Annotated in this window: 11 protein-coding genes; 9 read left to right on the forward strand and 2 right to left on the reverse strand. The window is 65.0% G+C overall.

The features are described 5' to 3' along the window. A partial coding sequence (locus HP547_RS19205; RefSeq protein WP_256676377.1) for an aminotransferase class I/II-fold pyridoxal phosphate-dependent enzyme occupies positions 1-1,341 on the forward strand: 1,341 nt, incomplete at its 5' end. Positions 1,342-1,440: 99 nt separating this feature from the next. Here HP547_RS19205 and HP547_RS19210 read toward each other — a convergent pair. Both HP547_RS19210 and HP547_RS19215 read right to left on the reverse strand, forming a co-directional pair. Continuing rightward, on the reverse strand, positions 1,441-2,739 hold the full coding sequence (locus tag HP547_RS19210; RefSeq protein WP_172287093.1) for an MFS transporter: 1,299 nt from the start codon (positions 2,737-2,739) through the stop codon (positions 1,441-1,443). Positions 2,740-2,805: 66 nt separating this feature from the next. Continuing rightward, positions 2,806-4,119: an L-fuconate dehydratase gene (locus HP547_RS19215; protein WP_172224228.1), complete on the reverse strand. Its 1,314-nt coding sequence runs from the start codon at positions 4,117-4,119 to the stop codon at positions 2,806-2,808. Between the two features lie 101 nt (positions 4,120-4,220). On the opposite strand from HP547_RS19215, the gene HP547_RS19220 reads away from it, so the two are divergent. The 8 genes from HP547_RS19220 to HP547_RS29710 all read left to right on the forward strand — a co-directional run. Next, positions 4,221-5,168, forward strand: a complete 948-nt coding sequence (locus tag HP547_RS19220; RefSeq protein ID WP_172287094.1) for a LysR family transcriptional regulator — start codon at positions 4,221-4,223, stop codon at positions 5,166-5,168. Positions 5,169-5,202: 34 nt separating this feature from the next. After that, on the forward strand, positions 5,203-6,156 hold the full coding sequence (locus HP547_RS19225; RefSeq protein WP_172224234.1) for a LysR family transcriptional regulator: 954 nt from the start codon (positions 5,203-5,205) through the stop codon (positions 6,154-6,156). A gap of 300 nt (positions 6,157-6,456) precedes the next feature. Beyond that, a complete protein-coding gene (locus tag HP547_RS19230) occupies positions 6,457-7,998 on the forward strand; it encodes a UxaA family hydrolase (protein WP_172287095.1) in 1,542 nt (513 codons plus the stop codon). Positions 7,999-8,033: 35 nt separating this feature from the next. Further along, complete coding sequence (locus HP547_RS19235) at positions 8,034-9,092, forward strand: Ldh family oxidoreductase (protein WP_172287096.1); 1,059 nt, start codon at positions 8,034-8,036, stop codon at positions 9,090-9,092. Between the two features lie 20 nt (positions 9,093-9,112). After that, complete coding sequence (locus HP547_RS19240; protein ID WP_172287097.1) at positions 9,113-10,330, forward strand: fumarylacetoacetate hydrolase family protein; 1,218 nt, start codon at positions 9,113-9,115, stop codon at positions 10,328-10,330. Positions 10,331-10,427: 97 nt separating this feature from the next. Continuing rightward, the gene (locus HP547_RS19245) at positions 10,428-11,723 is read left to right on the forward strand and encodes an MFS transporter (RefSeq protein WP_172231168.1); all 1,296 of its coding nucleotides are present in this window, start codon (positions 10,428-10,430) and stop codon (positions 11,721-11,723) included. A 174-nt stretch (positions 11,724-11,897) separates the two neighbouring features. Further along, positions 11,898-13,547, forward strand: a complete 1,650-nt coding sequence (locus HP547_RS19250) for a VRR-NUC domain-containing protein (protein ID WP_172287098.1) — start codon at positions 11,898-11,900, stop codon at positions 13,545-13,547. Next, a partial coding sequence (locus HP547_RS29710) for a hypothetical protein (protein WP_256676378.1) occupies positions 13,487-13,664 on the forward strand: 178 nt, incomplete at its 3' end. The genes HP547_RS19250 and HP547_RS29710, both read left to right, overlap by 61 nt.

The following is a 13,664-nucleotide window of genomic DNA, read 5'->3' on the forward strand; positions in this document are numbered from 1 at the left end:
GGGGAGTTCGCCTACCGCAAGGTTTATCGCTACCTGGAGGCGTTGATCGACCAGGCAGCGGGTGCCTCCCCTTGCCGGTTACCGTCGTTGCGTGCGCTGTCCCGGCGGCTGCGGGTATCGTTGGTCACGGTGCAGAGTGCCTACAACCTGCTGGAGGAGGAGGGCCGCGTGCAGTGCCTGCCACGGTCGGGGTACTACGTGCTGGGCGCAGGCAAACAGGAGGCTGTGGCCATGCCCCGACAGCCGCCCTTGCCCGTTCAGCCAGTGCTGGAGCGGGCCTTGCTCGCCCACGAACGGCGCATGGCCCGCCAGCGTGCCGCCAGCGCTGCGCCGTGGGAGGCGCTTGGCAGTGCGCGGCTGCGCAATGCGGTTGCAGAACGTTATACCCGCTCTTCCAACCAGTACTGGCGTGCTGATGACGTGCAACTGGCCCCGGATGTACTGGCGCTGCTGGAGACGCTGCTGGCAGCGCTGGCCCTGCACGGCACCACCGTGCTGGTACATTCGCCCTGTTGCTGGCAGGTGTTGGGCGCCCTGGCGCGCGCGGGCATGCGCGTGCTGGAGGTGCCACTGGACAGCCGTGGCAACCCGGACTTGCGTGCCCTGGCCAGTTTGCTGAGGAGCGAACCTGTGCGCATGCTGGTAATGCCGTCGTGTCTGGGCACGCCACAGGGCCGGCTGTTTTCCTCGTACCACCTGCAGCAGCTTGGCCAGTTGCTTGGCCAACACCCGGTATGGCTGTTGGAAAACGACCTGGACAGTGAACTGTGTTTCAGCGGGCCGCCGCACGCACGCCTGCGCGACTGGATCGACCCGCGTTGGCTGTTGGTAGTTGGGGCGTTCGAGGCTGCAGTGGGGGCCGAGGCGCCGTATGCCTATGTACTGGGCCATGACGGCGCGCTGGCCAAGGCGTTCGGCGAACGTGCGTTCCGGCTGGCGCCGCTGCGCCTGCAAGCGCTTGCGCACATGCTGGGCAAAGGTGAAATCGAGACGCAGCTGGCACAGCTGCGCAACCAGTTGCAAAGGCGTACGCAAAGCCTGGCGCGTGCGCTGGAGCTGCAGTTTGGCCCGCGGGTGGCGTTGGAAATACCTCAGGGCGGGCGAACGCTGTGGGTTCGCTTTCACCAACCGCTGCCGTGGGCTGAGGTAGTTGTTGCGCTGGCAGGTTCGGCCTTGCATGCCCTACCGGGTACGCAGTTCAGCCTGCAGGGGCGTTACCAGCAGTACCTGGCGCTGGTGTGGCTGGGGGATGACCCAGACGATCTGCAGCAGGCGGTGGAGCGCTTGGCGCAGGTGCTGGAGCTGCGTTGCGGGCGGCCTGCGAAAGGTGCTTGCCGCTAGATATGCAGCGCCTGTGAGCTCGAGCGCTGCATACCTTACGGCAAACACTTCTCAGCCCTTATGCAATCTCCAGACAGGCCGACCCGCTCAGCTACGCAGTCACTCCTGCCCCTGGCGCAAGCGCGTACTGACCAGCGCTGCAAACACCAGCAACGCCGCAATGATCCACAACCCGTTGCGAGTACTGCCAGTGGTCTGCTCAATCACCCCCATCACCGACGGCCCGACAAACCCGCCCAGCAGGCCGCAGGTGGTGACGAACGCCAGGCCAGCCGCCAGTGCGTTACCGCTCAGGCGGCTGGAAGGGAAGACGAAGATGATCGACTGCACCACGAACAGCATCAGGGCGGTCAGTGAAAAACCGATCAGCCCGATGAACGAATTGCTCAGCGACGCCAGCAGCAACCCCGCCGCCATGGTCAGCAGGCCGAAGAACAAAAGCGTGCGGCAGCGCCGGGGGGAGGTGGCCAGCCGTGGCAAGGTGGCGGCGCCGATGGCGGCAGCAATCCACGGCACCGCAGTCAGCAAGCCGACCTGGAAAGGCGATAGCGCTGCGTAGGTACCGATGATGCCCGGCAGAAAGAAAATCACCGTGTAGATGGTGATCTGGTGCACGAAGTACACCACGATCGCCAGCCAGGTCTGCCGGTCGCGGAACATCTGCCCCAGTTTGCTCTGCTGCGGTGCGTCCGCCCGCTCGGCGGCCAGGCGCCGTTCGATGTGCTGGGCGTCGGAGGCCGACAGCCAGGGCGCTGCGGCGGGCCCGTCAGGTAGCTTCTTCCAGACCACGTAGGCCAGGGCCACGGCGGGTAGCCCTTCGAGCACGAACAACCACTGCCAGCCATGCCAGCCCATAACCCCGTCCATTTCCAGCAGGGCACCCCCCAGCGGCCCGCTGAGGATATTGGCCAGGCACACGCCCAGCAGGAAGTAACCGGTGGCGCGGGCGCGCTGTTCGCGGTCGAACCAGTAGGTGAGGTACAGCATTACACCGGGGAACAGGCCTGCTTCGGCAACCCCCAGCAACAAGCGCATGATGTAGAACGAGGTTTCGCCCTGGACGAAGGCCATGCCCGCCGACAGCACGCCCCAGGTGATCATGATGCGGGTGATCCAGAAGCGCGCGCCCACTCGGTGCATTATCAGGTTGCTGGGCACTTCGGCCAAGGCATAAGTCAGGAAGAACAGGCCGGCGCCCAGGCCATAGGCTGCTGCCGACAGGCCCAGGTCCACACCCATGCTGGCCTTGGCCAGGGCGATGTTGGTGCGGTCAAGAAAGCTCATCACGTAGACCACGATGAGCAGTGGCATCAATTTGCGCAGCAGCAAGCCGTTCAGGCGCTGCTCGGTGGAGGCGGCAGGGGCCGAGGCCGCTGCGCTGCCGGTGAGGGTTGTCATTGTTTTTTTCCCCGATGAAAGTGCTGGTGGTGTGCCGCACACGGTCGGCACATCCAGGTCTGAGGGTCAGGAACGGTTGATGTCGAGCCACACCGCGCCATTGGGGTACTGATAGCGCTCCAGGGTTTCGGCATGCATTTCGATGCTGTAGCCGGGGCGTTGCGGGGGCATGTAGCGCCCGCGGCGGATCACCACCGGGTCGATGAAGTGCTCGTGCAAGTGGTCGACGTACTCCAGTACCCGGTTGTGCAGCGAGGCAGACACTGCGATGAAATCGAACAGTGCGATGTTCTGCACATATTCGCACAGCCCGACACCACCGCCATGCGGGCACACCGGCACGTCGTACTTGGCAGCCATCAGCAGCACGATCAGCACCTCATTCAGCCCACCGAGACGGGCGGCGTCCAGCTGGCAGAAGTCCAGCGCACCGGCCTGGAACATCTGCTTGAACATCACCCGGTTGTGGCAATGCTCGCCCGTGGCGACGCCGATCGGGGCAATGCGTTGGCGGATGGTGGCATGGCCGAGAATGTCGTCCGGGCTGGTCGGCTCTTCGATCCACAACGGCTCGAAGGCCGCCAGGCGGCGCATGTTGGCGACCGATTCGTCTACTCCCCAGACCTGGTTGGCATCCATCATCAGGGTCCGCTCCCAGCCGATTTCATCGCGCAGGATGCTGGCGCGGCGAATGTCCTCTTCCAGGTCTGCGCCGATCTTCTGCTTGATATGCGTCCAGCCGTCCTCCACAGCTTCGCGGGCCAGCGTGCGCATTTTTTCTTCGCTGTAGCCCAGCCAGCCCGGAGCGGTGGTGTAGCCGGGGTAGCCTTCGCGCAGCATCTGTGCCTCGCGCTGGGGTTTGCCGGGAGCCTGGCGGCGCAGCAGGGCGATGGCTTCTTCGGGGGTGAGCACGTCGGTGACGTAGCTGAAGTCCAGGCAGCGCACCAGCTGCTCGGGCGTCATGTCGGCCAGCAGTTTCCACACCGGCTTGCCTTCGTGCTTGGCCCACAGATCCCACACGGCATTGACGATGGCCGCGGTGGCCAGGTGTATCACGCCCTTTTCCGGGCCCAGCCAGCGTAACTGGCTGTCGCTGACCGTGAAGCGGTGCCAGAAGCCGCCCATGTCGGCGGTGATTTCTTCGAGGGTGAGGCCGACGATCAACGGCGCCAGCGACTGCACCGCCGCCGCGCAAATCTCGTTGCCACGGCCGATGGTGAAGGTCAGGCCATGGCCTTCAAGGGCTTCGGCGTCGGTGTGCAGTACTACGTAGGCGGCCGAATAGTCGGGGGCGCTGTTCATGGCATCGGAGCCATCCAGCGACAGCGAAGTGGGGAAACGGATGTCGCGAACGCTGAGGTGGGTAATGCGTATGCTCATGGTCGGCTCTTGTTCTGCTCAGGCACTGGGAGCACTGACTGTAGGTTGTGCATTGATACAGGCATAATCGCCAATTCTTAATCAGCGATACCGGATTCGATATGCCTCGCTTGCCACCCGACAGCGCCCAGGCGCCTGCCAGCCTCGGCGCGTTGAAGATTTCCAGCCGCCAGATAACGCTGCTCAATGCCCTGGGCGAATTTGCCAACCTGCGCCGTGCTGCGGCCGCGATGCACACCACGCAACCGGCGGCCAGCCTGCTGCTGCAGCAACTTGAGGAGCGCCTGGGCGTGCGCTTGTTCGAACGCTTGCCGCGCGGGATGCAGGCCACGCTGTATGGCGAGGTGATGATCCGCTATGCGCAAAACGCGCTGCATGAGTTTGAGCATGCCCAGGCGCAAATCGCCGAGCTGACGCGCGGGGCACTGGGCCTGGTGCGGGTGGGCAGTGTCATGGGCCCGGTGCCGGGTGTGCTGACCAGGGCGGTGCTGGCCTACAAACGCGACCACCCCAAGGTGCGCATCTCTCTGGAAGTCGGCACCAGCGATACCTTGCTGCCGGCCTTGCTGCGAGGCGATTTCGACATGGTGGTCGGGCGCCTGCCAGACCAGAGCGACAGCCAGGACCTGAACATCGAGTTGTTCGATGGCGGTGAGCAGATGCGCGTGATTGCCCGCGCCGGCCACCCGTTGGCAGCGGTCACCGAGTTGCAACTGGCCGACCTGGTCGCCCAGACGTGGATCCTGCACCCCATTGGCAGCCCGATGCGCCGCCGCGTCGAAAGTGCCCTGCAGGCCGGCGGCATGGTGCAGTCGCTGGACATCGTCGAGACTGCCTCGATCCTGGCCACCACGGCCATGCTTGAAGCGTCCGAGATGATCGCGGTGGTGCCCAATGACGTGGCCGAGCATTATGCCCGCTACGGCATGGTTGCCATCCTGCCGGTGGAGTTGCCTTTGGCCATGGCCAACCTGGGCGTGCTGACCCTGCGCTCGCGGCCCGACTCGGTTGCCCTGGCCACCTTGCTGCGCTACTTGCGGGCGCAATAACCCTGCCTTTTCACTTGCCTGAGGCCCTGCGTCGATGCCGCCGGACATGACCCATTCCAGCTTTTGCAACTGGATCCGCTACAAGCACCTGGTGCTGATCGACACCTTGGCGCGCACCCGCAACATGCACGCCACCGCCACCCGCATGAACCTCAGTCAGCCGGCACTGAGCAAGATGCTGCGGGACCTGGAGGAGCAGTTCGGCTTCGCCTTGTTCGAGCGCCTGCCGCGCAGCATGCCGCCCACCGAGCTGGGCGAATACGTGGTGCGTTACGCCCAGGGCGCACTGGCCGAGTCGCAGCAGTTCGTCGACCAGGTCAACCGCCTGCGCAACGGCGGGCACGGCTTTATCCGTGTCGGCGGGATTTTTGCCGCTACCGCGCAGGTACTGCCGCAGGCCATTGCCGCCATCAAGGCCCGCAGCCCGTTGCTGTCGATCGAGGTGGTGGAGCATTCCAGCGACCACCTGCTGACCATGCTCGAACAGAACAAGCTCGACATCATGATCGGCCGGTTCACCGAAGAGCGTTTCAGCCAGCTGTTCGACTTCCAGCCCCTGGAGCCCGAGCCTTTCAGCCTGGTGGTCAACAGCGAACACCCGCTCAACCAGCTGCACAGCACGCCTCTGGCGGCGCTGGGTGACTGGCCATGGGTGTTGTACCCGGTCGGCACGCCGATCCGCAATCGCCTGGAGCAGGCATTCCGGGTGGCCGGTCTGGCCACGCCCGCCGACAGCGTGGAAACCATCAGCATGCCGATGTTCCTGCAACTGCTGCAATCGGCGCCGATGATCGCCATGCTGCCGCGCTCGATGGTTGCCGCGCAGTTGGCCAGCGGCCAGCTCAAGGAACTGCGCAGCCCATTGCACCTGGCCGCCCTGGAGTATGGCGTGGTCACCCGCAAGGATGAGCCACTGAGCGCTTCGGCCCGAGCCTTTGTCGAGATTCTGCTGGAGGGGGCGCGGCGGCGTCGGGAGGGCCAGTGCTGAACAGCCATGAGCGCTGAGACATTGAGGTGGAGATTCTAGGGTCTTTGGGAGGTTACGTCAGGGCTGACAGGTGCTTGCCACAGCATTTGTCAGCCCTCATGCGATCACTGCAGGAGCTGGCCTGCCTGCGAAGCAGCCCTGAAGGCCCTACCGGCGATCGCCAATCTCATCTCTCCACTGCCTCCCGATAACCCCAGGTTATCGTTCGATCGGATCATCTCATTGGGAATGTCGCCCAAGGCTTCTTACAGTAGGTGTCAGCCATAAAAAGAAGCCAGCCGCGCCGTCCTGAGAGGTCCCATGCAACTGATTGCCAAAACAGGTGACCTTGCCGTCATCCGCCTCAACCCGCTGGACAACGTGCTGATCGCCCGCCAGGCCCTGGCGCAAGGCCTGCGCCTGGACACCGAGGCCATTACCGTGCGCCAGCCGATTCCCTCCGGCCACAAAGTGGCCACCGAGCGCGTTGAGCAGGGCCAACCGCTACGCCGCTACGGTCAGATCATCGGTTTTGCTTCACAGCCGATCGACGCCGGCGACCATGTGCATGTGCACAACGTGCAGATGGGCGACTTTGCCCGTGACTATGCCTTTGGCGTCGATACCCGCACCCAGCCGAGCAGTCAGGCGCAGTTCCAGGGCATCGTGCGCGCCGATGGCCGGGTCGCGACGCGCAACTACATCGGCATCCTTACCTCGGTGAACTGCTCGGCAACTGTCGCCCGCGCCGTAGCCGACCATTTCCGTCGGGACATCCACCCCGAGGCGCTGGCCGCTTACCCGAACATCGACGGCGTGGTGGCCCTGACCCACGGTGCCGGCTGCGCAGTAGACCCAAGCGGTGAGGCACTTGGCCTGTTGCGCCGCACCTTGGCCGGGTACGCCGTGCATGCCAATTTCGCCGCCGTGCTGATCATTGGCCTGGGTTGCGAAACCAATCAGATCGACAGCCTGCTGGAAACCCAAGGCCTGCAGGCCAGTGCGCAGCTGCGCACCTTCACCATCCAAGGTATCGGCGGCACCTCGAAAACCATCGCGGCCGGTATCGAGCAGGTCTGCGGTCTACTGGTCCAGGCCAACCAGGTCCGACGCCAGCCGGTCAGCGCACGGCACCTGGTGGTCGGCCTGCAATGTGGCGGCTCCGACGGTTACTCGGGGATCACTGCCAACCCGGCACTGGGTAATGCCGTCGACCGCCTGGTGGCGGCAGGGGGTACCGCGATCCTGTCCGAGACCCCGGAAATCTACGGCGCCGAGCACTTGCTGACCCGCCGTGCAGTCAGCCGAGAGGTGGGCGAGAAGCTGCTAGCGCGCATTCGCTGGTGGGAGGACTACTGCAGGCGCATGAACGCCGAACTGAACAACAACCCTTCGGCCGGCAACAAGGCCGGGGGCCTGACCACCATCCTCGAGAAATCGCTGGGCGCGGTGGCCAAGGCCGGCTCCAGCAATCTGGTCGATGTGTACCAATACGCGCAACCCGTGCGTGCCCACGGCCTGGTGTTCATGGATACCCCCGGGTACGACCCGGTTTCGGCCACCGGCCAGGTAGCGGGTGGGGCCAACCTGATCGCTTTCACCACCGGGCGTGGCTCGGCCTACGGCTGCGCCCCGGCGCCGTCGATCAAGCTGGCCACCAACAACCGCGTGTTCGAACACCAGGAGGAGGACATGGACGTCAACTGCGGCGGCATCGCCGACGGCTCCACCAGCATCGAGGAGCGCGGCGCTTACATCTTCGAGCAAATGCTGCGCATTGCTTCCGGGGCACGCAGCAAAAGCGAACAGCACGGCTATGGGCAAAACGAATTCGTGCCCTGGCAGATCGGCGCCGTGACCTGATCGAGCGCACTCGTCCCGTTTAAAAGGCAACCACAATGACTCAAACCACAGATTACAACGTGCAAGCGCTCACCATCTTTGTCGAGCAGCTGTTCGTGAAAGCCGGTGCCGATGCCGAAGTCGCCCAGGTGGTGACCCGGGTGCTGCTCGAAGGCGAACTGCTGGGGCACCGTACCCATGGCCTGAACCTGGTCAGCCGTTACATCGGCGGTATGCTCGACGGGCAGGTCAAGGCTCGCGCCCAGGCGCTCGAACAAGTCTCGGACGGTGGTGTCTCCAGCCTGTTCGATGGCCATTATGTGTTGGGGCCGTATTGCGTCAGCCGCGCCCTGGACTGCGCGGCAAAGGGCGCGACCGAGCAGGGCATCGGAATCGCCGTGGTACGCCGCGCCGCGCATATCGGCTGCCTGGCGGCCTACCTGAAGCCCTACACAGACCAGGGCCTGGTGGCGATGGTGTATTCCTCGGACCCGTCGGTGGGCCTGGTCTGTGCTCACGGCGGCGTCGACCCGGTCTACACCCCGAATCCGATTGCTGCCGGTATCCCGACCCGGGGTGACCCGATTTTGCTGGATGTGAGCATGTCCACCGTCACCCTCGGCCTGGTCGGCCAGTGCCGCGATGCCGGTAGCCGCCTGCCGCACCCGGTGCTGGTGAGCAACGACGGCCAGCTGAGTGACGACCCGCACGACTTCTACACCAGCCCGCAAGGCAGCATCCTGCCCCTGGGCGGCCAGGCCTTTGGCCACAAGGGTTTCGCCCTGGCGCTTCTGGTGGAAGCCCTGACCTCGGGGCTGGCCGGCCACGGACGCAAGGATGCCCCGGACCAGTGGGGGGCGTCGGCCACTGCGGTGGTCATCGACCCGCGGTTCTTCGGCGGGCTGGACGCGTTCACCGACGAAACCAGCTTCCTCGGTCGACTGGTTCTCGCCAGCCGCCCGCTCGACCCTGAGCGCCCGGTGCGACTGCCTGGGCAGGCCGGGCTCGCGCTGCGCCGGCAGGCCCTGGAGCACGGCCTGAAGCTTGCGCCGCAGCTGGTGGCCGACCTTGACCGCCTGGCCGCGCAGCTGCAACTGCCAGCACTTTCCCAATAAATCACAACAAGGGTACATCGATGACTGATCGATCAGACGCCAAGCAACTTTTGCTCCTGAGTCACGATACCAGCGCGTTTGAATGCGGCAGCTGGGTAGGGCGGGTCTGGCTGCCGGACCAGGGCCCCGCGGTGGTGCTGGTAAAAGCAGGTGCCGTGTATGATATCAGCGGCCACGTGGCGACCGTTTCGGCCCTGCTGGAAGTGGCCGACCCGGTGGCCTACCTGCGTGCCTTGCCGCTGGCCAGGCCGTTGGCCGGGCTGCAGGCGCTGCTGGACAACAGCGACCCGGCCCGGCGCGACCTGCGCCAGCCATGGTTGCTGGCGCCCATCGACCTGCAGGCGGTCAAGGCCGCTGGCGTGACCTTCGCCGCCAGCCTGCTGGAGCGTGTAGTGGAAGAGCAGGCCAAGGGCGACCCGGCCAAGGCCGACGCCATCCGTGACACCCTGGCCAGCCGCATCGGCGCCGACCTGTCGCAGATCGTCCCGGGCTCGGCCCAGGCCGAAGCGCTGCGCAAGGTGCTGGTGGAGCAGGGCTTGTGGTCGCAATACCTGGAAGTGGGCATTGGCCCGGATGCCGAGGTGTTCACCAAGGCCCAGCCGCTGTCTGCGGTCGGCCACGGCGCCAACATCGGCATTCACCCCAAGTCCAGCTGGAACAACCCGGAACCCGAAGTGGTGCTTGCGGTTTCCAGCGATGGCAGCATCAAGGGCGCGATGCTGGGCAATGACGTCAACCTGCGCGATTTCGAAGGGCGCAGTGCCTTGCTGCTGTCCAAGGCCAAGGACAACAATGCATCAACCGCCCTGGGCCCGCTGCTGCGGCTGTTCGACGAAAGCTTTGGCCTGGATGATGTGCGCAATGCCGAAGTCGACTTGCGGGTCGAAGGCGAAGACGGTTTCGTCCTGTCCGGGCGCAGTTCCATGCGCCAGATCAGCCGCGACCCGCAGGATCTGGTGCAGCAGACCCTCAACGAAAACCATCAATATCCCGACGGCCTGGTGCTGTTCCTCGGTACCCTGTTCGCGCCCAAGCAGGACCGCGACCAGCCGGGCAACGGTTTCACCCACAAGGCGGGCGACGTTGTGAGCATCAGCAACCCGCAACTGGGTACCCTGTGCAACCGCGTGACCACCAGCGACGTGGCACCGCGATGGGAGTTCGGCCTGCGCGCGCTGATCGACAGCCTTGGCCGACGCGGCCTGCTGCAAGTGGCTACAACCGCGCGCCAGCCCTGAGCGGCGCGTTTCTCCAGGGAGGGGCGGCATGCACGACGGATCGCCGAGGCGCTGATAGCGCGGCAACAATAATAATAAAGGTCATCACATGAACCCTATGAAGAAGTACCAACGCATCACCGTTGTGTTCCTGCTGCTGATCGGCATCGTCAATTACCTGGACCGTAGTGCGCTGTCGATCGCCAACACCTCGATCCAGAAAGACATGATGATCAGCCCTTCGCAGATGGGCATCCTGTTGTCGGCGTTCTCCATTGCCTATGCCTTTGCCCAGCTGCCCATGGGCATGATCATCGACCGCCTGGGCAGCAAGGTCGCCCTCGGCGCCTCGCTGCTGGGCTGGTCGGTGGCCCAGGCGGCGTTCGGCATGGTCAACAGCTTTGCCGGCTTCATGGGCCTGCGTGTGTTGCTGGGGATTGGCGAGGCGCCGATGTTCCCGTCGGCGGCCAAGGCCCTGTCGGAGTGGTTCGACGCCAACGAGCGCGGTACCCCGACCGGTCTGGTCTGGTCCTCGACCTGCCTTGGCCCGTGCCTGGCACCGCCCTTGCTGACGCTGTTCATGGTCAACTTCGGCTGGCGCGGCATGTTCATCATCACCGGCGTGATTGGTATGGTGCTGGCGGTGTGCTGGCTGAGTTTCTACAAGAGCAAGGCGCGCTACCTGGCAGACCTGGCAGCTGCAGGCGAGCCGCTGCCGCGTGAGCAGCAGACGCCGGCAGCTGCCGAGCAGGCACCGAAGGCCTCTTACTTCGCTGGCTGGCTCGATTTGTTCAAGCACCGCAGCACCTGGGGCGCGGTACTGGGCTTCATGGGCGTGATCTACATGCTCTGGCTGCACCTGACCTGGCTGCCCGGCTACTTCGAGCGCGAGCACGGCCTGGACCTGTACAAGACTGCCTGGGTGGTATCGCTGGCCTATGGCTTCGGCGCGGCGGGCACCATCGTTGCCGGGCGCTTCTGCGACAGGCTGGTGAAGCGCGGCATGAGCGTGCTGGGCAGCCGCAAGTTCAGTGTCATCACCGGCCTGGTACTGGCGGCGCTGTTCACCTTGCCGCTGTCGTTCGTCAGCGGCCTGACCGGCTGCATCATCCTGCTGTGCCTGGCGCTGTTCAGCATCAACATGGCCAGCGCCACCGCCTGGATGATCGTCAACACCATCGTCGACAGCCAGCGCGTCGCCTCGTTTGGCTCGATCCAGAACTTCGGCGGCTACATTGCCGGTTCGGTGGCGCCGATCGTCACCGGTTTCAGCATCCAGTACTCGGGTTCGTTCAACACCGCTTTCATGATCAGCGCGGTGGTGGCGCTGTGCTCGGCGGTGGCGTACTTCCTGCTGTTGCAGGCACCGATTGGCAGTGCCAAGCCCCAGGCTGCCGGCCTGGCCGTAGTGTAGGAGCGGCCTGACGTCGCGATAGGCTGCGCAGCAGCCCCAACATCCCGAACCGCCACATGAATCCGAGGGGCTGCTGCGCGGCCCTTCCGGCACACCACCTGACCCACGGCACTTGCCAGTCAGGCAGGTCTGTATGTATAACCAGTGCCTGTCCCCGTTACCCGATCTCGCCCCGTGATTGCCCACTCTGTCGACGACCCGTTCTACTACCTGCACAATTTCCGCCAGGTGCTGCTGTGGGTCGAGCAGCGTTACGAAGACCTGCTCGACGATCAGGAACTGTCCTTCATCCGTACATTCAGCCAACTGGACGCGCCTGCCCAGGCCTTGATGGTGCGCATGGTCATGCGCAAAGGGGAGCTGTTTCGCAGCGATCGCCTGGACTATGCCGAAATCGGCGATACCTGGCAGGCGCTGCAGCCTTTGCAGGCCTTGGGTTGGGTGCGTGAACCCGAACAACTGGCGCTGGAGCAGCTGTTCGTCTTGCTGCGCAAGGACGAACTGGCGCGGTGTTTTGCCCGGCAACTAAGCCGCCCCCGTGCCCCCAAGCATGAACTGCTGGCACAACTGCAAGCCCTGGAGCTGGCAGCCCGGCCGCTGGCCGAGTGGTTCCCGGACAGCGAGGTGCGCATCCTGCACTGGTGCCTGCAACCGCTGTGCGACCGCATGCGCCTGCTGTTTTTCGGCAACCTGTACCAGGACTGGTCAGACTTCGTGCTTGCTGATCTCGGCCTGCTGCGCTACGAGCAGGTGCCGTTCAGCACCGATTCACGCGCCTTGCAGCAACGTGCCGAAGTCGATCTGGCGATTGCCTTGCACCAGTGCGCCGAGCGCCTGGAGCAGGGCGACGACCCGGTCGCGATCCTGGCGGCGATGCAGGGCCTGCACAGCGACAATCCATGGCTGAGCAGGCGCCATGCGCGTTTGCAGTTCGCCCTGGGCCAGCAATGCGAGCGCCTGGGCGACTGGGCCCAGGCCTTGGCCGTGTACGCGCAGTGCAGCCATGCCCAGGCGCGCATTCGCCAGGTGCGGGTGCTGGAGCGTAGCGAGCAATGGCCGCAGGCCCATGCGCTGGCGTTGCAACTGGCGGCGGCGCCGGCCAACGCACTCGAGGTGCAGGCGCTTGAGCGCATGCTGCCGCGCCTGGCGCGCAAGCTTGGCGGTCCGCCACAGCGGCGCCAGCGGGTCGCGCCACTTGAGCTGATCGAGCTCGAGCTGCCCCGCGAGCACGCCGCGCTGGGCGTGGAAGAAGCCGTGCGTCAGCACCTCGCCGAAGCGGGTGGGCATGTGCATTACGTGGAGAACACGCTGCTCAACAGCCTGTTCGGCCTGCTGTGCTGGGAGGCGATCTTCGCCCCGGTAGCTGGCGCGTTCTTTAACCCGTTCCAGTCTGCACCCCAGGACCTGCACGACAGCGACTTCCAGCAGCGGCGAAGCGCCGTGTTCGAACGCTGCCTGGGGCGCCTTGACGATGGCAGCCATCGCCAGGCGATTCTCGATTGCTACGCGGCCAAACAAGGCTTGCAGTCACCGTTCGTGTTCTGGCCCATGCTCAGCGAGGCGCTGCTGCAGCAGGCGCTGGCGTGCCTGCCGGCCGCTCAGCTGAAACACTGCTTCGTGCGCCTGCTGCAGGACATTCGCAACAACCGCGCCGGTATGCCCGACCTGATCCAGTTCTGGCCCGAGCAGGGTCGCTATCGCATGGTCGAGGTCAAGGGCCCCGGCGACCGCCTGCAGGACAATCAGCTACGCTGGCTGGAGTTCTGCAGGGCCAACGGGCTGGCGGTCGCGGTGTGCCATGTGCGTTGGAGCGAGGCGTCTTGAGCTACAGCGTGGCAGTGCGCGCCCTCTGCGAGTTCAGCGCCAAGGTCGGCGACCTGGACCTGCGCTTCACGCCATCGCCGTCCGCCCAGGAAGGCATCGAAGGGCACCGGCGGGTAG

Origin of the sequence: Pseudomonas sp. CM27 (genome assembly GCF_013179515.1) — a bacterium.
Taxonomy (GTDB): domain Bacteria; phylum Pseudomonadota; class Gammaproteobacteria; order Pseudomonadales; family Pseudomonadaceae; genus Aquipseudomonas.

Coding starts and splice junctions, on each gene's coding strand:
- HP547_RS19245 (WP_172231168.1), top strand. CDS start 10,428: ATGAAGAAGTACCAACGCATCACCGTTGTGTTCCTGCTGCTGATCGGC.
- HP547_RS19235 (WP_172287096.1), top strand. CDS start 8,034: ATGACTCAAACCACAGATTACAACGTGCAAGCGCTCACCATCTTTGTC.
- HP547_RS19215 (WP_172224228.1), bottom strand. CDS start 4,119: ATGAGCATACGCATTACCCACCTCAGCGTTCGCGACATCCGTTTCCCC.
- HP547_RS19220 (WP_172287094.1), top strand. CDS start 4,221: ATGCCTCGCTTGCCACCCGACAGCGCCCAGGCGCCTGCCAGCCTCGGC.
- HP547_RS19240 (WP_172287097.1), top strand. CDS start 9,113: ATGACTGATCGATCAGACGCCAAGCAACTTTTGCTCCTGAGTCACGAT.
- HP547_RS19225 (WP_172224234.1), top strand. CDS start 5,203: ATGCCGCCGGACATGACCCATTCCAGCTTTTGCAACTGGATCCGCTAC.
- HP547_RS19230 (WP_172287095.1), top strand. CDS start 6,457: ATGCAACTGATTGCCAAAACAGGTGACCTTGCCGTCATCCGCCTCAAC.
- HP547_RS19210 (WP_172287093.1), bottom strand. CDS start 2,739: ATGACAACCCTCACCGGCAGCGCAGCGGCCTCGGCCCCTGCCGCCTCC.